At 45.8% G+C, this 20,271-nt stretch carries 20 protein-coding genes; 10 read left to right on the forward strand and 10 right to left on the reverse strand.

The annotated features are described in order from the left end of the window. Positions 1-79: 79 nt before the first annotated feature. From AZI85_RS05565 to AZI85_RS05580, 4 genes are all read right to left on the reverse strand, one after another. Positions 80-2,233, reverse strand: coding sequence for a 3-hydroxyacyl-CoA dehydrogenase NAD-binding domain-containing protein (locus AZI85_RS05565; RefSeq protein ID WP_063243163.1), 2,154 nt, complete (start codon positions 2,231-2,233; stop codon positions 80-82). A gap of 280 nt (positions 2,234-2,513) precedes the next feature. Beyond that, the gene (locus AZI85_RS05570; protein WP_063243164.1) at positions 2,514-3,857 is read right to left on the reverse strand and encodes a thiolase family protein; all 1,344 of its coding nucleotides are present in this window, start codon (positions 3,855-3,857) and stop codon (positions 2,514-2,516) included. A 268-nt stretch (positions 3,858-4,125) separates the two neighbouring features. Further along, positions 4,126-4,791, reverse strand: coding sequence for a hypothetical protein (locus AZI85_RS05575; protein ID WP_063243165.1), 666 nt, complete (start codon positions 4,789-4,791; stop codon positions 4,126-4,128). A 9-nt stretch (positions 4,792-4,800) separates the two neighbouring features. Further along, a complete protein-coding gene (locus AZI85_RS05580; protein WP_063243166.1) occupies positions 4,801-5,598 on the reverse strand; it encodes a DUF4423 domain-containing protein in 798 nt (265 codons plus the stop codon). 191 nt (positions 5,599-5,789) lie between these two features. Here AZI85_RS05580 and AZI85_RS05585 point away from each other — a divergent pair, with 191 nt between their 5' ends. From AZI85_RS05585 to AZI85_RS05610, 6 genes are all read left to right on the forward strand, one after another. Further along, a complete protein-coding gene (locus AZI85_RS05585) occupies positions 5,790-6,083 on the forward strand; it encodes a KH domain-containing protein (protein WP_063243167.1) in 294 nt (97 codons plus the stop codon). A 246-nt stretch (positions 6,084-6,329) separates the two neighbouring features. Continuing rightward, positions 6,330-8,588 carry an NADP-dependent malic enzyme gene (locus AZI85_RS17940; protein ID WP_063243223.1) on the forward strand — a complete coding sequence of 753 codons (2,259 nt, stop codon included), beginning with the start codon at positions 6,330-6,332 and terminating at the stop codon, positions 8,586-8,588. Further along, complete coding sequence (gene chrA / locus AZI85_RS05595) at positions 8,578-9,681, forward strand: chromate efflux transporter (protein ID WP_155723943.1); 1,104 nt, start codon at positions 8,578-8,580, stop codon at positions 9,679-9,681. Before AZI85_RS17940 ends, chrA begins: the two co-directional genes overlap by 11 nt. 84 nt (positions 9,682-9,765) lie before the next feature. Then, positions 9,766-11,031 (forward strand): GTPase HflX, encoded by a 1,266-nt coding sequence (hflX, locus tag AZI85_RS05600; protein WP_063243169.1) that lies wholly within the window; start codon positions 9,766-9,768, stop codon positions 11,029-11,031. A gap of 116 nt (positions 11,032-11,147) precedes the next feature. Next, positions 11,148-12,281, forward strand: coding sequence for a hypothetical protein (locus tag AZI85_RS05605; RefSeq protein WP_253720858.1), 1,134 nt, complete (start codon positions 11,148-11,150; stop codon positions 12,279-12,281). Continuing rightward, positions 12,269-12,688 carry a hypothetical protein gene (locus AZI85_RS05610; protein WP_063243170.1) on the forward strand — a complete coding sequence of 140 codons (420 nt, stop codon included), beginning with the start codon at positions 12,269-12,271 and terminating at the stop codon, positions 12,686-12,688. The genes AZI85_RS05605 and AZI85_RS05610 overlap by 13 nt, the downstream gene beginning before the upstream one ends. 8 nt (positions 12,689-12,696) lie before the next feature. Here AZI85_RS05610 and AZI85_RS05615 read toward each other — a convergent pair whose 3' ends face one another. Both AZI85_RS05615 and AZI85_RS05620 read right to left on the reverse strand, forming a co-directional pair. Next, the gene (locus AZI85_RS05615) at positions 12,697-13,128 is read right to left on the reverse strand and encodes an acyl-CoA thioesterase (protein WP_063243225.1); all 432 of its coding nucleotides are present in this window, start codon (positions 13,126-13,128) and stop codon (positions 12,697-12,699) included. Positions 13,129-13,259: 131 nt separating this feature from the next. After that, positions 13,260-13,655, reverse strand: a complete 396-nt coding sequence (locus AZI85_RS05620) for a helix-turn-helix domain-containing protein (protein WP_063207696.1) — start codon at positions 13,653-13,655, stop codon at positions 13,260-13,262. Between the two features lie 204 nt (positions 13,656-13,859). On the opposite strand from AZI85_RS05620, the gene AZI85_RS05625 reads away from it, so the two are divergent. From AZI85_RS05625 to AZI85_RS05635, 3 genes are read left to right on the forward strand one after another with little or no spacing between them, the layout of a single operon-like run. Next, positions 13,860-14,285 (forward strand): response regulator, encoded by a 426-nt coding sequence (locus AZI85_RS05625; RefSeq protein ID WP_063243171.1) that lies wholly within the window; start codon positions 13,860-13,862, stop codon positions 14,283-14,285. A gap of 15 nt (positions 14,286-14,300) precedes the next feature. Then, a complete protein-coding gene (locus AZI85_RS05630; RefSeq protein WP_063243172.1) occupies positions 14,301-14,801 on the forward strand; it encodes a chemotaxis protein CheX in 501 nt (166 codons plus the stop codon). Next, positions 14,801-16,180 carry an HD-GYP domain-containing protein gene (locus tag AZI85_RS05635; RefSeq protein WP_063243173.1) on the forward strand — a complete coding sequence of 460 codons (1,380 nt, stop codon included), beginning with the start codon at positions 14,801-14,803 and terminating at the stop codon, positions 16,178-16,180. The genes AZI85_RS05630 and AZI85_RS05635 overlap by 1 nt, the downstream gene beginning before the upstream one ends. On the opposite strand, the gene AZI85_RS05640 is transcribed toward AZI85_RS05635, so the two are convergent. Continuing rightward, on the reverse strand, positions 16,142-16,798 hold the full coding sequence (locus AZI85_RS05640; RefSeq protein ID WP_081110923.1) for an RDD family protein: 657 nt from the start codon (positions 16,796-16,798) through the stop codon (positions 16,142-16,144). The genes AZI85_RS05635 and AZI85_RS05640 overlap by 39 nt on opposite strands. After that, the gene (locus AZI85_RS05645) at positions 16,791-17,996 is read right to left on the reverse strand and encodes a CCA tRNA nucleotidyltransferase (RefSeq protein ID WP_063243174.1); all 1,206 of its coding nucleotides are present in this window, start codon (positions 17,994-17,996) and stop codon (positions 16,791-16,793) included. Before AZI85_RS05645 ends, AZI85_RS05640 begins: the two co-directional genes overlap by 8 nt. A 46-nt stretch (positions 17,997-18,042) precedes the next feature. Between AZI85_RS05645 and queG the strand changes: the two genes are divergently transcribed. Beyond that, entirely contained in the window at positions 18,043-19,095 is a 1,053-nt protein-coding gene (gene queG, locus AZI85_RS05650; RefSeq protein ID WP_063243226.1) for a tRNA epoxyqueuosine(34) reductase QueG, read from the forward strand. Here the strand turns inward: queG and AZI85_RS05655 are convergent. Then, the gene (locus AZI85_RS05655; RefSeq protein ID WP_063243175.1) at positions 19,076-19,753 is read right to left on the reverse strand and encodes a substrate-binding periplasmic protein; all 678 of its coding nucleotides are present in this window, start codon (positions 19,751-19,753) and stop codon (positions 19,076-19,078) included. The genes queG and AZI85_RS05655 overlap by 20 nt on opposite strands. Beyond that, positions 19,753-20,268 carry a hypothetical protein gene (locus AZI85_RS05660; RefSeq protein ID WP_063243176.1) on the reverse strand — a complete coding sequence of 172 codons (516 nt, stop codon included), beginning with the start codon at positions 20,266-20,268 and terminating at the stop codon, positions 19,753-19,755. Before AZI85_RS05660 ends, AZI85_RS05655 begins: the two co-directional genes overlap by 1 nt. Positions 20,269-20,271: the final 3 nt, after the last annotated feature.

Genomic DNA, 20,271 nt, shown 5'->3' on the forward strand with positions numbered 1-20,271 from the left:
AAAAAAAAGCCCAGCGTTTTTTAGCTGGGCTTTCTTTTTTTACGCGGGCCAGTTGGAAATACTCCCCTGGCACCTTTTCTTAGTTGTAGAACTTGCGGTTTGATTTTGCCATGTTCGTTAGAGGAACAGATGGTTTCAAACGGCCGGCTTTACGAGTGGAAGCGTACATCGCTAATTGATCAGCGACGTATTGAGTTCCTACGGTGTCTGTGTACTTCAGAAGACCGCCGCGGAATGGTGGGAAGCCTGTTCCCATGATCATCGCAAGGTCAACTTCGTGCGGAGTTTCAACGATGCGGTCTTCAACCAAAGCCAAAGAACACTCGTTCACCATCGCAAACACGCCGCGCTCGATGCACTCTTTAGAGTCGTAGGGATTTGTGGGTTGACCCAATCCCAAAGCCGCATAGATGCTTTGATCGACGTCACCACGTTTTCCATCTTCAGAGTAGTGATAGAAGCCTTTGCCATTCTTACGGCCCAAGCGGCCGGATTTTTCAAGAGCTTCCATGCAAGGAGCCATCTCGATGCGCTCACCAAAAGCTTTTTTGAAAATCTTAAGAACCTTGATACAAACATCAAGACCGACTTCATCCATCAACTCAAATGGTCCCATCGGCATACCGAATTCTTTAACGTAAGCCTTGTCGACCACTTCAATGCTCATACCTTCTTGCATTAAGAAAGCCGCTTCAGCCATGTACGGAAGAAGAAGACGATTCACTAAGAAACCAGGACCGTCTTTAACCACGACAGGCATTTTTCCCATCTTCTTAGTCAATTCAAAGATTGTCGCAATAGTTTCATCTGAAGTTTTTTCACCACGAATCACTTCAACCAAAGGCATTTTGTTCACCGGATTAAAGAAGTGCATACCTGCAAAGTACTCTGGACGAGGATGGCCTTTAGACATCTCTGTCACTGACAACGAACTTGTATTCGTCGCGATGATAGCGTCAGGGCGCATATGGCCGGCGCACTCACCGATCACTTTTTGTTTAATGCCCATGTCTTCAACAATGGCTTCTACAACGACATCAAGATTTTTAAATCCCGAGTAATCTGTCGTCACAGACACCATGTCCATTTTTTGTTGGTACTGATATTTATCGATAGATTTACGTTTAAGAAGCTTCATCCAAAGATCGGAAGCATGCTTAAGACCTTTACCCAAAGCATCGGTATTTAAGTCCTTCATACGAACCTGAACACCTTTATCCGCAGCGACGTAAGCGATACCACCACCCATTGTGCCGGCACCAAGAATACCCATGCCTTTCACTTCGCGTGGTTTGACATCAACGCCCGGAACGCCGTTTTGTTTTTTAACCATTTCGGTCAAATAGAAAACGTGGATCAAGTTTTTAGAAATATCCGTGATGCCCAACTCACAGAAGCCTTCACGCTCAATGCGCATACCTGCTTCACGATCGCTCATGCCGTAAGTTTTTTGAATCACTTCCAAAGCTTTCAAAGGAGCGGGATAGTGACCTTTCGTCGCCTTTAAAACACCCTCACGAGCTTTTTTGAAAACGATACCGCGACCCAAAGCTCCCTCAAGAACTTTATTCACGGCCCCTTGAGGTTGGAATTTCTTACGACGCTTTTTCGCACCGCTAGAGATAATCTCTTTCGCCCATTTAACAGCTTGTTCATCCAAAAGATTGGGATGCACGACTTTATCAACAAGACCTGACTTCAAAGCCTTTTTCGAGTTCACAGATTTACCAGCCAAGATAATATCCAAAGCCGCCTGCAAACCAATCACGCGAGGCATACGTTGCGTACCACCGAAGCCCGGCAAGATACCCAACTGAATTTCTGGAAGACCAATTTTCGTAGAGGAATCATCAGAAGCGATACGATAATCACAAGAAAGAATGAACTCACAACCTCCACCCATACAAGCACCATGGATAGCCGCCATCGTCGGCATCGGCAGATCTTCCACCATATTCATGATGTCCTGACCACCCTTCACCGCCGCCTCAAACTGATCTTTCGTCGTCATGCTTTTGATTTCTTCAATATCAGCACCCGCAATAAAAATCTTAGGCTTCGCCGACTTAAAGATCACCGCTTTGTAAGAAGACTTCTTAAGCTCTTCAAGAACTTCCTTAAGTCTCATCATAACCGGAGTAGAAAACTTATTAACCTTCTCCCCAACCAAATCAAAAACAACAACCGCAATCTCACCCTGAGGAACGATCTTAATACTCTCTTGAACAGACATTCTGAAAACTCCTAAGTTGCAAAAACAAAAAAAAGAAAATTAAAAAATCAAACCTAAAACGCCCCAAAAACCCAAACCGCCGAAGGCCAAAAAAAACAAAAACCAATACCGTCCTTGAAACGAAGAACGAACACGTTCTTTGCCGCGAACTCTGTGCTGGCCTCTGTACTCAGTGGCGAGTTCCGCAGCAGTAGCCCCAAAGGGGCACGTCCGCGAGGACTGTCCGAGCCAATGAGAACAGAGGCCAGCACAGAGCTCGCGGCAAAGCACCGAGATCGACCTACCCTTCGTTCTCAAGAACCATTGATCCGCCTTGGCCTCCGCCAATACAAAGTGTCGCCAAACCGAATTGAACATTTCTGCGCTTCATCTCTTTAGCCAAAGTAAGAACGATACGAGTTCCTGTTGCCCCCACAGGGTGACCGAAAGCGATCGCTCCGCCGTTCACATTCAAGATGTCATCACGGATTTCGCCCACTTTGGAAGTTAAGCCTAATTTTTCTTGAGCAAATTTGTCAGAATCCATAGCTTTTTGGCAGGCCATGACTTGGGCTGCGAATGCTTCGTTCAACTCGACAAGTCCCATGTCTTTCATTGAAAGACCCGCACGCTTTAATGCCAACGGCGAAGAGTACGCAGGACCTAATCCCATGCGCTCGGGCTCTAGCCCCGCAAAACCATAAGAACGGATTGTTGCAAGTGGCTTGTAACCTAAAGAGTCCGCTTTTTCACGCGACATCATCAGCACCATCGCTGCACCATCTGTGATCGGGCAAGAGTTCCCTGCAGTGATAGAACCTGTGGCTTTATCGAAGAATGGTTTCAACTTCGCCAAAGCTTCCATCGTTTGTGATTCACGAGGACCGATGTCGTCAGAAACGACTTCTTTGTATTCAGGAGACAGATACACCGGAGTGATCTCTTCCTTCATACGTCCTTCTTTCATCGCTTGCGCCGCCCTTAAGTGTGAGCGCAAAGCAAACTGATCTTGCATATCGCGAGACAAGCCCCACTCTTTTGCTAAGATCTCTGCCGTTTGTCCCATGTTGATGCCGACGAAAGGATCTGTCAGACCTAGCATCACAGAGATTTGCGGGAAGTGCTCGTCACGCATATTTCCTTGCAACAAAGCTTTGATCTGATTCATGTCTGCTTTGAAAAGCTTCCACAACAAAGGCAAAGCCTGCTTCGGACCTTTCGCAGCGAAAAGACCGTCATAGATGTCTTGGAATTTTTTTGGAAGAAGCGTCGGCATTTGCGACATGCTTTCTGTACCACCCGCAAGAACGACATCCATTGTTCCTGATTTGATTTTTTCGTAACCGTTAGAAATAGATTCCAAAGCGGAAGCACAGTTTCTATGCACAGTGTACGCTGATGTTTTCAAAGGAATGCCTGAGTTCAAAGCAACAACGCGAGAAATATTAACGGCATCAGGAGGATTTCCGGTGTTGCCGATAATCACTTCGTCAACACTGTTCACATCAAGATTTGTTTTTGCGATGAGTTGTTTTAAGGCAGTTTTTCCAAGTTCTGCCGGATGAACTTTTTTAAGTTTTGTCCCTGCTTTTGCGAATGGTGTACGAACCCCTTCAACAAGAACCACATCACGTGGTGATTTCATGCAATTCTCCTTAATTGATATAAGCCATTAAAATCATATGTCTTTTCGGTTGTTCCACCAAATATAAATAGCAAGAAAATGAGGCAGATCTGGACCTGACGCACTGCACTCTTTGGTGGCAAGAACCCGAAAGCCTTATCCAGCTTGAAGAAGAGCTAAGAAAATAGAAGCCGAACTCTAGAAGTGAGGAAGGGTCAACTAGACCCTAAAGAAAAAAGGCTCACTTTAATCGCGAGCCTTTCTATAGCTTGAACGACAGACTGGTGTACTAGTCTCTAATGACCGGATTTAAGAAGAACACACTTTGCCAGAAAAGACGCGTGTGTGCATAGTTCATCGCAGGGAAGTCTTCCTTAGAAAAAATAGACGAGACGAAAAAACGTGTAAGATCACTTCGGAATTCCGTCGATAAAGGGTCAATCGCTGAATAGACGATTTCGTGAATCACCAGCGCGACTTTATTCACATCATCCAAACGCTGCCACATCGCTCGATCAATGCGTATGACATTCACGCGACGCTCAGCCAGTTGCACAAGCTGATATCCTTGCCAACGGCCATCAAGAAACGTGTCATCGGCCGTCAGTGCCAACGGTCCTTCCACCAACTGCCACTGCAAACGACGAGCGGTATTATACAAACGCATCATCACTTCGGGAGAGAACTGATTTAACTCCAGCAGCTTAAGATAGATTTTCTCTCGCGGGAACGAAGCGGGAAACGCACGAAACACCACTTCTTTTTTCAATCCAAAAACAAAAGGTTTCTTCGCGGGAAGATAAGCGTCGTAAGGAGTCCGTTCCAATAAATCTAAAAGATAAGCTTTGTTACCAACAACAATACCCTTGCCACCATTGCTTTCACGATTTTCTAGCGGCCCCGCCATCGCAGCTAGTGAAAACATCATTATGAAAAAAAGGACGAAAGTTTTCATGGCTGTCTCCTAAGTTTTATCAATTAAGGGGTAAAGAGAAATACTGAGTTGATAAATCTGATCTTTTTCATCACAGTCGTCTAAGAATTGCCCGAGTTTACGACGGAACTGCTTGATCATTCTTTTGGCTTCCAGAAGTTTTTTTGCACTGGTGGCCATCATCATCGACGACTGATCTCGCTCTTCAAGAGTGAACTTTTCCAACGCTTGATGGGCACGCACTAATATTTCCGATTGCATTTTTCGATGCGCTTCCGAGGCGCGAGTTTCACTTAAAATATCCGTGCTAAATCCTTCAGAGGAGTCCGTCCAACGCCCCTTCTCATCGATTTGCAGAAGCCCCACGCGCATCAATCGATCCCGACACTCTGTCGCTTGTTTCTCTGAGATTCCGATGGCTTTAGCCACCCATTTGAGATTGGGTTCAAAGCTCTTTAGCTTCATCAACTCAAGAACCTGATAATGAGTGATATCGGAAATAATTCTAAAAGAGTCTTCTGAAATTTGTTTGTAAGGAACGATTTTCTTGGGAGTTACGGGAAGGGCTTTGCGACGGTATTTATTAGCTTCTAGAACCTTATAGCGATCAATTTCCTCGCTGCTCAGGCGTAGTTTCTTACCAATACGCTCAACCAATTCTGGATGGACCGGGCGTTCATTGCGCAGAATCTTAGACAGTCGCGAGTTGTCGACATCAATAAACAAAGCAAATGATCGCAATGAATAACGAGGATTCACCTTTTTTTTGGCGTCAAATGTGAATCGCAGAAAGTCTACGAAATCTTGGTTTTTCTTGCCGTCATTCATGGGGCCATATGAACCGTGCGTACAGACTCTTGTCAATAAGCGGGTACGTTTAACGTACGCAAGTTCTGGAACCACAAAGAAATTTCAGGGACAAATGTACTCGAAATCCGCTACAGATCTGCAATCTAGGAAAGACTCCCTCGAATTCTCGTTGCTAAAATGAAGCTTCAACGCTCACAAGGATAGGCATCGTGAATTCAAATACTGTTGCAGTCAGACGCAACTCTTCCCTGACCCGCGAAGAGGTTCGCACTCTTCTAGAAAGTCTTGTTCAAGCTTTAGTTCCTCACCCCGGAAGCATCCGTGTCAATTACACCCAAGCAGAAAGAACGACGATCTATCACATCGATTGCCCTAAAGAATGCATTGGGCACCTCATTGGAGCTAAAGGCCGTACGGTCTCAAGTTTACGAACACTTCTCACAGCCATCACCGCAGGACATGGCTTTCGGTCCATTATCGAGATCCCCTTCTACGAAATATAGACGATTCGAGGGGTTTACCCCATGCGCCAAAGGCTCGATACGTTGACCCTTTCTGCCCCTCTCTGTAGAGTAATGGCACTTGTCGCAGGACTTTCCTAACCCCTTGAAATGGGTTGATAAATTCTCCAAAAGAAAGTCCTGCTTAACAGCTAAGCATTGGCAGGAAAGGGAGTATCCTTGGATACAAAAACAGAAACAAAAGCCGGCATCAGCAATCTAGATCAAGAGGCCCTTCATTATCACCAAATGGGCAAACCAGGAAAAATCGAAGTTATTTCTTCGAAACCCTGCATGACAGAAAAAGATCTGTCGCTGGCGTACTCTCCGGGTGTGGCGGCGCCTTGTAAAGTGATCGCCAAAGATCCTGCTAAAGTTTACGACTACACAGCCAAGGGAAATCTTGTCGCGGTGATCTCTAACGGCACGGCAGTTTTAGGTTTGGGAGACATCGGACCCCTGGCAGGAAAACCTGTCATGGAAGGTAAAGGGATTCTTTTCAAACAATTTGCCGGCATCGACGTCTTCGACATCGAAGTCTCTACGAAAGATGTTAACGAGTTCTGTAACGCCATTCGCGTTCTGGAGCCTACTTTCGGTGGTATTAACTTAGAAGACATCAAAGCTCCAGAGTGTTTCGAAATCGAAGAGCGTTTGAAAAAAGAAATGAAAATTCCGGTTTTCCATGATGACCAACATGGAACAGCCATCGTTTCAGGCGCCGCTCTTTTGAATGCCTGTGAAATCACGGGTCGTAAAATGCAAGACATCCGCATCGTAGTAAACGGCGCGGGAGCTTCTGCGAATTCTTGTGCGAAGATCTTTATTGCATTGGGTGCTCGTCGTGAAAACATCATCATGTGCGACTCTCAAGGCGTGATTTACAAAGGCCGCACCAACGGCATGAATAAATACAAAGAGTTCTTTGCTTCTGAAACCGAAGCGCGCACATTGAGTGAAGCTTTAAGAGGCGCTGACGTTTTCGTGGGCCTTTCTGTCGCGGGCGCTTTGACTCCGGAAATGCTCAAAGATATGGCCAAAGATCCTATTATCTTTGCAATGGCAAACCCAGAGCCTGAAATCACTCCTGACAAAGCGCGCGCCGCTCGTCCGGATGCGATCATCGCAACAGGCCGTTCTGACTATCCAAACCAAGTGAACAACGTTCTGGGCTTCCCGTCTATTTTCCGTGGCGCCTTGGATACACGTTCCACACAAATCAACGAAGAGATGAAGCTCGCAGCGGTGCACGCTCTAGCTAAGTTGGCACGTGAAGATGTTCCCGACAACGTTTCTGCAACTTACGGCGGTAAGAGCTTTAAGTTTGGTCGCGAATACTTGATCCCAAAACCTTTCGATACGCGGGTGTTGTTGTGGGTGGCTCCGCAAGTGGCGAAAGCCGCAATGGATACCGGCGTCGCAACAAAAAACATTGAAGACTGGGATGCGTACCGCAATTCCCTAGAGGCTTTGCAAGGTCCTTCTAAAGTCTTTATCCGTTCGGCGATCAATCGTGTTCATCAAAACTCAGCAGCGGCTGGTGGCGAGCTTCCAAAAATCGTTTTCCCTGAAGGCACAAGCTCTAAAGTTCTTAAAGCCTTGGCGGTATTGGTTGAAGAAAAAATCTGTCAACCCATCCTTCTTGGCTATCCAGAACGCGTGAAAGAAAAAATCAATGCTTTGGATATTCCTGCATTGAAAAACGTGCCGGTGATTCATCCGTCGAATTATCCGAAATATTACGCGTACGTTGAAAAGCTTTACTCTTTAAGACAGCGCAAAGGCATCAACTTGCGTGAGGCAGAGCGCCTCATGGCGGAACCAAATTACTTTGCTGCGATGATGGTTCACATGGGTGATGCTGACGGTATGGTCAGTGGTGCATCTATCAACTATGCAGATGCCGTTCGTCCGATCTTACAAACTATTGGTGTTTACCAAAATGGCGTGCCTGCAGGTTTGAACTTTATTCTTCTTGAAGACAAGTTCTTGGTTCTTGCCGATACGACGGTGAACTTTAATCCGACAGCAGAACAGTGCGCCCAGATCGCCATTCAAGCGGCGAAAATCGTTGAATACTTCGGCATTGAACCGCGCGTAGCAATGTTGAGTTACTCAAACTTTAGTGGTTCAGGCAGCACTCCAAGTAAAATGGCGCAAGCTGCAGACATCGTGAAGAAACTTCGTCCTGGCATCATGGTTGACGGCGATATGCAGGCGGATACGGCGGTCAATCCTGAAATCATGGAAAGACTTTTCCCATTCTCAGATCTTAAAGGCGGCGCCAATGTTCTGGTGTTCCCGAATTTAGAGTCTGCGAATATCGCTTACAAATTGATCCAACAAGTGGGCAAGGTGGAAGTGATTGGACCATTCTTGACGGGTGTCAGACGTTCAGCGAACGTCCTGCAAAGAACAACGACGGTGGATGGCATCGTGAACTCTGTCGTATTCACGGCTCTTGAAGCTCAATTCATCAAAGAAGTTCTCAAGTCGCGTGGTAAGTAATCTGATTTGGCTCTTCCTCAGGCTGGGCGCCACCTCTTTTGGTGGCCCTGCCGCGCACATCGCGATGATGGAGGAAGAGTTCGTTCATCGTCGTCAATGGCTGACACGAGAAAAATTCCTTCATCTTCTTGGCCTGACTCAACTCATTCCCGGACCTAACTCGACAGAAATGGCCATTCATATCGGCTATACTCGCGCAGGTTGGAAAGGCTTTTTTATAGCCGGCCTTTGCTTTATCCTGCCTGCTTTCCTTTTGGTTTTAGGCTTGGCTGTGCTTTATCAGAAATACGCCAGCCTGCCCGACTTCCAAAGTTTTCTTCTGGGAGCAAAGTCCGTTGTTATCTCGGTGATCGCTCTCGCTCTGTGGCGTTTTTTAAAAAGCAGTTTTGAAGTTCAAAATGCACAGGATTTTTTTAAGGGCTCGTTCTGGAAAGAAAAACAAAACATCCTTCTTACTTTCATCTTTTTAGCCGCGCTTTACATGAAGTCAAAAGACATTTCTGAAATCGTCATCCTTTTAAACTGTGGCTTGATTTCACTTTTTATTTCTCGCAGTCCTTCATTTCACACGCGAGAACTCGGAAGTTTATTTTGGGTGTTCGTTAAAATTGGCTCGCTTCTTTTTGGCAGCGGGTACGTCTTATTAAGCTTTCTGAAAACAGAGTTGATTGAAAAAAGAAACTGGATCACCGAAACGCAGCTCTTAGATGGAATTTTGGTAGGACAGTTTACTCCGGGCCCTGTCTTTACGACGGCGACTTTCTTAGGATATCTGACGGATGGATTGAGTGGATCCGTCGTCGCCACAGTGGGCATCTTTTTACCTGCTTTCGTCTTTGTGGCGCTGACAATTCCTTTCTATTCAAGACTGGAATCCTCTTTGACCGTGCGAATGATTTTAAATGGCGTGGTGGTGGGATCATTGGGCCTTCTCACCTTCACTCTTATAGCCTTAGGTCGGGATGTCTTTGCGAGCGGATTTTTGAGCGTTCTTGCTGTGGTTGCATTTTTAGCGATGATAAAAACGAAAACTCCCAGCTCTGTTTTGATTTTGTTAGGCGGATCTTTATCCTATTTTTTCAGCAAAATTTAACTTTGTCGGCACTGTCACATATGCTATCTTAAGTCTAGGAGCTCCAAGAATCGGAGTGACATACTTCAGGGAGGATTGTTTTAATTGACTAATCAAGCCCATGTATCTGCCCAAGATAGAGTCATCGTCATCGGCGTCGGCTTAAAGACCGAACCACTCACCGAAATTAAAGAAAATCTGTTGGAACTTGAAGAACTCGTCTCTGCCGCTGGTGGCGAAGTCGTGGGTTCTATTATTCAAGTTTTACCTCAATGGAATCCCGCCACCTTGATCGGTACGGGAAAGGTTGAGGAAGTGGCCGAGATGGTCCGCGACAGTCGCGCGAACATCGTGGTCATGGACCACCAGCTTTCAGGTGTTCAACAGCGGAACTTAGCCCAAGTGGTGAAAGCTCGCGTGATTGACCGCAATCAATTAATTCTAGATATTTTCGCTCAGCGCGCGCAGACCTTTGAGGGAAAACTTCAAGTGGAGCTTGCACAGTTGCTGGATCAGATGCCTCGTATGGTCGGCGCTTGGTTAGAATCCTTATCCCGCCAAGGTGGTGGTATCGGAACTCGTGGTCCGGGTGAAACGGCCTTAGAGAATGACCGTCGTCGCATCCGCGAGCGCGTTGCGATCATTAAGAAAAAGCTTGAAGGTGTCCGTAAAAACCGCGCACAACACAGACAATCCCGTCGCCGTCACGAGATCCCCTCTTTCGCTTTGATCGGTTACACGAACTCAGGCAAGAGCTCATTACTCAATCGTCTTACGGGCGCGCAGGTGATGGCAAAGAATCAGGTGTTTGCGACCTTGGATCCGACGACACGCAAGATTTTCTTACCTGACGGTCCTCCTGGTGTTGTCACTGACACGGTCGGATTTATTCGCAAGCTCCCCACACAGTTGATTGAAGCCTTTAAAGCAACGCTTGAAGAGTCTTCAGATGCTGACGTGCTTTTGCATGTGATTGATCTTTCTTCACCTAATATGGAACGCCAGGTGGAAGTCGTTGAAGCTTTAATTAAAGAATTCAACTGGCAGGATAAAAAGATCATCCACGTGTACAATAAGTGTGATGTCGCGCCTTTAGAAAGACAGTTTAGAGTGAAACACTATCCACGTGTCTTTGTCAGCGCTCTGACCGGACAGGGAATGGAGCAGTTGAAGAAACTCATGGCGCAAACTGTGAGCGAAATGCAGACGGATGTGCAACTTTACTTCCCACGATCTGAAGAATACAAAATCTTTGATTTGGGACGAGAAGCACAGATCACTCGTAAAGAAACAGCGACCGAAGGAACGGTTTGTTATACTCAGCTGACTCCTTCGCTCTTGAATCGCTGGAAAGATTATATCGTAAAATAAGAAACGTCTGCTCCTGGAACACTCTTGGAGCAGATTCTTTTCATCAACTCGACCTAGGTCGCTAGATGTGCCCACTTTTTCCTTAATGTTCAGAGACACTCACCGATAAGGCCAAGGTGAGGCTATTCTTATTTTCATTCTTTTTCGTATTTCTAATGATCGGCGCTGCGAACGCACAGCATGCTTGTATTAATGATAAAGGTGGCCTTAAGGGCGTCCAGAGTCAGTCTATCAATAAGTCTTTTGAAAACTCTCGAGATGCGCTCACGCTGGATTATCAGCTTAGCACCAATGGCATTCCTCGGGCACCTGGATACTGTGCTCGCTGTGCCACCGCAAAACCTCAGCAAGTCCAAGCTTTAACCGATCAACTTCAACAGGTGGTCGCAGAAGCAACGAAGACAAAGAAAATCAAACGCTCTTGCATTGAGGCTTCTTTACAGCGCGAAGTTGGAAACACCGGCTACACTTGCACTGGCGGCACCAAGAAGGCCTTCGATAATGCCGGCGCTTCCGCTCCTTGCTTAAACCAGAATGTGGTTAACTTTATTCAATTTGCACTGAATAAAGCCATCAACTGCATGTCGACCGGAAGAGATCCTATCGACAGTCGTTTCATTCTTAAAAAAATCAACAATGAAACCGCTTTCAATTTTTTCTTAGCTTATAACGGGGGCGTCGGAATCGGACAATTGACTTCAAATCCCGTGAAAGAAATCGCGGGCTGGAAAGAAGGAAAAACCCTACATGAAGGAAACGCCAAACACGTTCTCGAAGGTGTCTTGAACAGCCCGAATCCAGCGTGCACTCCCTTTGCTGAGCTGCTAAAAAATGAAGATGAAAAAGCCCCGCCCCTTCCCGGTTCACCGAAGAACTATTGCAAATGGGTCAGTCCGGGCGAAGGCATTGGTCGAAATTTAATTTATGCGCTAGGATACTATGTGTACATGCGTGACGATGTGATTCGTCCGGCTATTGAAAAACGCGCTCCAAATATGGCAAAGAACAACGACCTAGTGAACTACTTCACATTGGTGGCATACGGCCCGGGCGGTCCAGCCCAATCACTAGCGATGATTAAAAACTTCCGCTTATCTAACAAATCCAACCCTGCGGATATCCGAACGAAAATTCTGAAAAACAGCGGCTACGTCAACCAAACAGAGCAGAAGATGTTAGAGCTTTTAGGACACTTAAAAGAGGAACCATATTCTGCTGACGACAAGAAAGGAAACACATGTATCGAGTAATCCTTCTTGTCTGCCTTCTGTACAGTCCGACTTTTGCTAAAAACAAAAGTGTTCAGGATTTTTACAGTGAGTCTCAAGCACTGCTTAAAAAGGCCGAATCAGCGAAAACACTTTCTGAAAAACAGAGTTATCTAAAGACCTTAGAAAAATCCCTGAAAGCTTCTTTGCAGGAATACGAAAAAGAAACCCCCGAGGAAGCTAAAGGCGAAGAAAAAGAAGTGTCGTTATTTGAAAGCACGCTTGAGCCCGTCTTTGAATTAAAAGACAAAAAATCATTAGCACCTAAAGACTGCGACTCAAAAAAGCAGTTCATCATCACCGGCGACAGCATGGGACGCCCTGAAGAAGCGCCACGAACAAAAACAGCGCAAGAAGCCTTGCGCTGGATGGATGTTCTTTGCAAATAATTTAAATATCAGCCGGGCTTCTGTTTAAGACGATGTTCACGACGGGTTTTCGCCTCCACAAAGCGGCGACGATCGTCATCTGTCTCTAAAGTTAAAACGGGAACTTCTGTGGGCTTCCCATTAGAACCAAGGGCCACGAATGTACAATAAGCCGAAGCGGTATGAAATGTTTCGCCTGTCTTTGGATTTTCTGCATCGACACGAACGCCGACTTCCATAGAGGTTCTTGAAGTGTAATTCACACTCGCCTTCAGATTCACCACCCAGCCTTTATAGACGGGAGCTACGAAATCCAGACGATCAATACTCGCTGTTACAACTTCTTTATTAGAATGTCTTTGGGCTGCAATTGCGGCAGCGATGTCGATCCAGGACATGATCGTTCCACCAAAGATAGTCCCTAAAGAATTCGTATGAGAGGGTAAAACCAATTGAGTCATGATGACTTGAGATGCGGAAACAGGTTTGCCGTATTTCAAAGTTGAGTCCCCTTCAGAAAAAAACAAAGCGCAGGATAGCTTAGACCAAAGTCACCGCCGCCTGCGCTCTTAGAAATCCTAATCAATTATGATTAGATTCCACCCATACCGATGTCAGAATTACCACCACGGTTCAATCCGCCACCTGGAAGAGTTGTAGTACCACCCGCAACTGTCGCAGATCCTGCTGGGATCGTTTGAGTCGCGTTGTTATTGAATGCAGTCGCTGCAGCTGCACTTTGGTTGTTGTTTTCAGCGCGAACTTCGCTCTCAACAAAACCAAGGTGAGGTAAGCACCATACGATCAACTGTGCACGAGACTTAACATTCATTTTTTTATAAATGTTTGTGAGGTGAAATTTTACTGTTTTTTCAGTAACAAAAAGCTGATTCGCAACTTCCTTGTTGGACAAGCCCTTTGAAACAAGTTCAGCAACTTCTGCCTCTCTGTTTGAAAGACCTTTTTGAATGAGGACATCTCTGAGCATCCTTGCTCCCTCCCGCTAAATTGTTTTTAAATCCGTCTAAACCTTGTACGCCACCCAGGACTCATGTCCAAAAAGTAGCACGACCACCTGTAATAAAGTCTGACAACAATTTTTAGAATTCGCAATAGGTTTGGACTCTAGTTTTAAAAAACTAGACCGATATGTATGGTGATTTTACAGGGTTTCACCTTTTCAGGAGATATTATGTTTCCCACAAATACGAAGTTTTTGGTCGTCGATGACTTCGCAACTATGCGAAAAATCATTAAAAAAGTGCTAAACGAGCTAGGTTACACAAACGTCGAGGAAGCTGACGACGGTAAAACGGCCCTACCAATGATCCAGGCTGCAAATGATGCAGGCCAGCCTTACGGCTTCATTATTTCTGACTGGAATATGCCAGGAATGCAAGGTATCGACCTTTTGAAGGCTTGCAAAGCAGACCCTCGCTTTAAGTCTACTCCTTTCATGCTTGTAACAGCAGAGTCTGAACAAAAACACATCCTGGAAGCGGCAAAAGCCGGCGTATCTGATTACGTTGTGAAGCCTTTCAATTCGGCGACGCTTAAAGGAAAAATGGAACGCGTTTGGGCGAAACACAATCCTACTTCACAAGCAAAAGCTTCTTAAGAGCTGGAGTTATAAATGTCGGCTGCACCTAAAGTGGAAACACTGAATCCCCTTTTCGACAAACGTCTTATCAATGCGTTCGTCGACGGGGTTATTAAAACTTTAAAAACAATGGCGCAAACAGATGCATCTCCAGGCAAGCCCTTCATCGAACCTCAGTTCGTTTTGAAAGGTGAAATTGCGGGCATGGTGGGCATGGTCGCTCCTCCTCTTAAAGGAACTCTTCTGATCTCTTACGGTAAAGACAGCATCTTCCATATTTTGGAAAACATGCTGGGCGAAAAACACACGGCTATTAACGGCGAAGTGTCTGATGCTGTGGGCGAAATGACGAACATGATCTATGGATCTGCGAAAACGACGTTGAACCAATTGGGTTACAACTTCGAAATGGCAATTCCGACTGTGATCTCAGGCGACTTTAAAATCAGCCATGCTGATAAAGGTGCTACACTTGTTATTCCTTTTAATCTTACCAACGGCTCTACATTCTACGTGGAGATAACGGTTCAATAATGAAACCCACTTCAGGTCCTACTGTTGACGTTCTCATCGGGAGTCCCCGGGACTCCTTCTGGGAAACAGTCAAAGTGGTCCTGAAAGGTTACTACCCTTATCAGCTCAAGCACTTTCACAGTGTTGATGAAGCTCTAGAAAATACCTCTGACAACTTCACTCCGGTCTTAGCTCTTATCGACGGACAAGATGGCACTGCAAAAACCAATGAATGGGTGCAGTCCACGAAAATGAATTATCCCGACAGTCATGTGATCGTTCTGCACTCCTCAGCTGCGCCTCTTGATTTTAACGTCGTTAAAAAAAATGGTGCGGATGAAATCATGCATATCAACTTTGACCGAGAGTTTATTTCCGACGTGATCCTGCAGCTAGCTCCTATCGAGATGGAAGGCGATAATATTCCCATCACCTCGTTAATGCCGGTGGATCTGCGCGACATGGAAGCCCAGGTCAACATCAACTTCGATGTTTACGTTCACCTCCCCGCCAATCACCGTTCCGTGTGCATGCGTAAAGCGGGGGACGTCGTCGATGATAGGCATCTTGAAAAATTCAAAGCCTTAAAACAGCAGATGTACATCAAGAAGACGCAGATGAACGCCTTCTTTGAATATGCGCGCACAGTGATGAGCTTGCGCAATATTGCTTTACCCGTTTCAATGACGGAAAAGTTTCATCGTTCTAAAAAGTCCATCTATGAAATCATGGCGCAATTTCTAAACGGAGCGGCCACGGACTATTCAGAAGGCAAAATGATCCTAGAAAGATGCCGCAATATCATCGCGGACTTTGAGCTTACTAAAGACATGGAAGCCTCAGCTATTTTCGATGAGATCTTCCGCTTCACTGGCAACACTCGCACACTTTATCATGATTGCATTTGTCTTTCGGCTTACGCCGCCTACTTTGCACAACTTTTAGGTTGGAGCACAGAAAAGCGTGAGAACGCGGCGATCGCGGGGCTCTTACACAATATCGGCCTTTCGCAAATGCCTCCTACCGCGGGAGACAAGACAATTAAAGAATTCTCTGCCGAAGAACTTCAAGCCTATAATTTTTATCCCGAACGTTCGGTCAATATGGTGAAAGCCAAGAAGGTTCCCTTACCTCAAGAGATTGCTGATGCCATTGGACAACACCGCGAAAATAACGCCGGCACAGGATTCCCCAAGAAACTAAAAGCGGAAGACATTTCTGAGTTCGGTAAATTGATGGCTTTAGCGTATCGTTTCCATGAAATGACGGCTCTTCAAGACAACCGCCAAGCCACAGCCCCAGTTCAAGCCATCACTCTTCTTAAAGAGGGCGCTTTAAGCGGCAATGGGGAGTTGGATCTTTTAATGACCACCCAGGTTTTCAAAAAATTTAAAGCTTAAAGACTCTTCAGGTTCTGGCATATATTCAGACATGTCATCCATATAGTCCGTAGCTACGATGTCGCGAAGGTCGACTTTTTTATTCTGCCAATCCATCACTCTTAAGATAGCCGCTGAAGATACCAAACCCTCATAGACATAAAGAAAAATTAAAAGACTGCCTGTCACCCAGCGAACTTTGGCGCGACTGGCTCGGGGCTTGAATTGCACAACACGTGTTTCAGCAACCCAGTCTGCCAAATGGGTGCGATCGTATCTGAAAAAAGCCAATGCATAAACGGCCCAAGAAAAAAAGAACGTCAATCTTTCGGTCAACGGGCGCAAGATACACTGACGCCAATCCAGGGATTCTGTCGGGTGTGAAAACGGCACAACCTTTAATCCCATAAACCATTTGCCCGGGGTCGCCTGCATCATCACTAAGAAAATGAATTCGTAAATGGCCGGGATCAAAAACATCAAACCTAAAGTGTAAAAAGAAACCGGCACTTGATCGTCGGTGAAAATCAAAAGAAAAAACGGCTTCAAAAAAGGAATATAAAATATCAAGCGAACGGCCTGATCAATTCCTTGAGCCATCAAACGACGAAAAGTACTAGGTACATATACGTTATCCATGTTCTTCCTTTTGCAAGTAGCCCTGCAACCAAGCCAGAGCTTTTTCGCGCGAATCCAGACGGCGCTCTAATTGCAGATTGAAGGCCTCTGCTAAACACGCGCCAATACTTCTCCCAGAAAGTTTTCCTTTTAAGTCATCGCCGTTTAAATACGGCTTTGGCAGTTGAGCCCCCCAAGATTTCCAATCATCGAAGACGCTTTGAATGCGTGTAGATTCAAACCCTTCAGACAACAGAACCTGCAAGGCCCAAAGGTGCCCCGGTTCTGTCAGAGATTGCAACTGCTCTCCCCTTCGTTTTTGTAAGTACAAGGCCGGATTCTGCCAGAGCTCCCAGGATTTAAGAATGCCTCGCTGTTCTTTCACGGAAAGACGTAAAAGAGCCATCGCTTGTTCTAAATCCTCGCGGGAGGCTTGGCGCATAAATAAAGAAAGAAATTGCCAGGTCTCTTGAGCTCCCTTGCTTTGCGCCCACGAATTATCTTGAAGACGAAAGGGAAAAAGCTCTTTCAAAAGTCCCGTATCTTGCATCACTTTCAAACCCCTGGCGGCCGCCTTGGATTTTAAAAGCTTTCCCATCTCGTCACGCAGTCGTTCACCGCTGACGGTCTTAACAAGGTTTGCCATCTTCCCGATGGCGGCTTCGGTTGTCGCGTCCAAAGAAAAATCCAGTTGCGCGACAAAACGTGCGGCCCGCAGAAGTCGAAGATGATCTTCTTTGAATCGTCGTTCCGCGTCTCCGACAGTGCGGATCAACTTTATTTTGAGATCTTTTTCGCCCTCAACAAAATCAAGAACCTTTCGGGCTACGAGGTCATAAAAAAGAGCATTCACCGTAAAGTCCCGGCGTTTGGCATCTTCTTCAGGAGAAGAAAACTCAACGTGGTCAGGACGGCGACCATCTTTGTAGTCCCCGTCGGTGCGAAACGTGGCGACTTCAATATCGGCGTCACCGACGATCACCCTCATCACGCCAAAGACTTTTCCAACATTCACCGTTTTTTCAAAAAGCGACTCGATTTGATCAGGAGTCGCATTTGTGGCCACATCCAAATCATTGGCCGGAATGCCTAAAAGAGCATCGCGCACGCATCCCCCGGCCAAAAAGGCTTTGTAGCCAGCCGCCTGCAATTTGTGGTAAATTGCATTCACCGAGGGCCAATGAGGATGAGTTTCCAAAAGATGCTGAACTTGCGACATGGGAACAGTGTAATTTAAAGAAGGCCTTGAAAGAAAGAGTTTGTTCGTGACGCCACAGGAGATGACCTCTCTTATTGATGAAACTTTGCAGGAATTGGGTTTTTCCCATTTCGGCTTCACGTCGTTAAGCAAACCTTTAAGTTTTGATTACTATAAAGAATGGCTCAAAGAAGGTCTTCATGGCGACATGAAGTATCTTGAAGAGCATGCCCCCATTAAGGAAGAGCCGCAAATCAAATGGCCCCGAGCTCGAAGTGCTTTGGTTTTTGCGATTCCGTACTATCCCCACCCTGAAAAGAAAGCTGATTTTCCGTTAAAACAAGCGCGCGTCAGCCTTTATGCCCAAGGCATGGATTATCACTTTTGGTTTAAAGCACGTATGGCGGAACTTTGCAAAAAGCTGCAAGAAATCTTACCCGAAGAAGAGTTTTTACCTTTCACCGATAGCAGTCCGGTTTTAGAAAGAGATCTCGCCAAACGCGCCGGCCTGGGATGGGTGGGAAAAAACACCTGCCTTATTCATCCTAAAAAAGGCAGTTTGTTTTTTATCGGAGAAATTTACACTTCGCTGGATTTAAATACGACTTTTGAACCACTCCCTGATTTTTGTGGGACGTGCCGTCGCTGCATTGATGTTTGTCCGACCAATGCGCTTTTAGAACCCAAGAAAATGGATGCTCGGAAATGCATCTCTTATCTGACGATTGAATCACGGCAGGTTCCCGCTCCGGAGCTGCGAGAAAAGATCGGTGACTGGTTTTTCGGATGCGATCTCTGTCAAACCGTGTGCCCTTGGAATCAAAAAGTTTTTAAGGGCCAGCTGAATATCGAAAAGAATCTTAGTCTAAACACTCAGCAAGCTGACGACTTAAGTGAAGACTTGCGCTATATACTTACGGCATCGGGAAAAAAACTGACAAAGGACTTCCTGGGAACACCGCTTGCGCGGGCCGGATCTTTCGGATTAAAGCGCAATGCTTTAATAGTCGTGGCGAATCGAAAAATAGTGAGCTTAAAAAATGAAGTGAGTGAGCTTTTGTCCCACGAGAAGCTGGGGGAACTTGCCGCTTGGACCCTGGCTATTTTAAACACCGATTGAAGTCATCACGATCTTGTTTTTTTGCAAACACAATTCCCATTTTTGTAGAATTCAAAATGCAGGAAAAATTGTATTTCTTGGCGTCTCCAAATCCCAACCGCTGGCTGTGATAGATAAGAATATTTCTTTCTGTCAGCATGACGTCGACTCTTTTATTTACCAAAAGTTTCAGGCGTTTTTCTACGCCTTGCATTTCCTGATAGTCCGCCACTTTTCTAATTTCATCCAATTGGGACTTATCTAGAATGTATTGCGCATTTTTGAACGACACCACTCGGCGTCCCTTCAAATGCTCCATTTTTTCGATATGGATATTGTTTTCAGCCAAAGTCACCAGACAGTTTTCCGGTTGAAAAAAGCGTTCGCTTTCAAAAAAACCCGGAAGAGCCGCTGCTGGAATTAAGCCCCCAGCATCGAGAGCCCCGCTCCTTAAACGCTCAATAGTGCGAGCCGAAGGCATGGCCCGGTATTTTGCATCCCACTGACATTTTTTAAAAGCATGCTCCATGGTCTCAAAAGCGACACCACGTCCTTTGCCTTCTTCAAATATCACGTAAGGTTCTTGATTTTCGGGAAAGCCGACGGTGATGTTTCGTGCCAGTCCTTGCAGAGGAAGTGATAAACCCCATACAAGAAGGACTAGCGCTAACTTCGTCATCACAACCCCAGTTTTTTCAGAAGATCGTCGATCTCGGACTGTTTGAGTTTTTTATCTTTCGTGCCTGTGCCCACACTCATCGAGTACTCTTCACTGAATTGATTTGAGACCCAGCGCAGTCTTTCGATAAATGCTTGCGGAATTTTTTCACGAAGAGTCTTACCCTCTTCAAAAATATTATCGATTAAAGATTCCAATGTCTCTGTGGCATCCAACAAAAGAGCGACACAAATGTCGAAGAACTGTTCATTGTCGGTGATTTGAGACGCCTTGTAGCCAACAGCTTTGCAAAGCGCGGCATAGTCAGAAATCATGTGTAAAGGGTGATCGGGGGGCACCATCATCGCGAGGCTCTTCGCGCCGCCCATAATGCGGTCCACATTGTTTCCGTAATCAGCGAGCTTTGTCACTTGAGAGAAGTCGCCTTCTATACTTTCGAGAAGGTCTATCAACTCTTCAATCAAGGTCTTTGACTCGCCTACAAAATCTTCTACAATTTCTTTATCAATCGACATCAA

The sequence above is a fragment of the Bdellovibrio bacteriovorus genome (genome assembly GCF_001592755.1).
Classification (GTDB): Bacteria; Bdellovibrionota; Bdellovibrionia; order Bdellovibrionales; family Bdellovibrionaceae; genus Bdellovibrio; species Bdellovibrio bacteriovorus_E.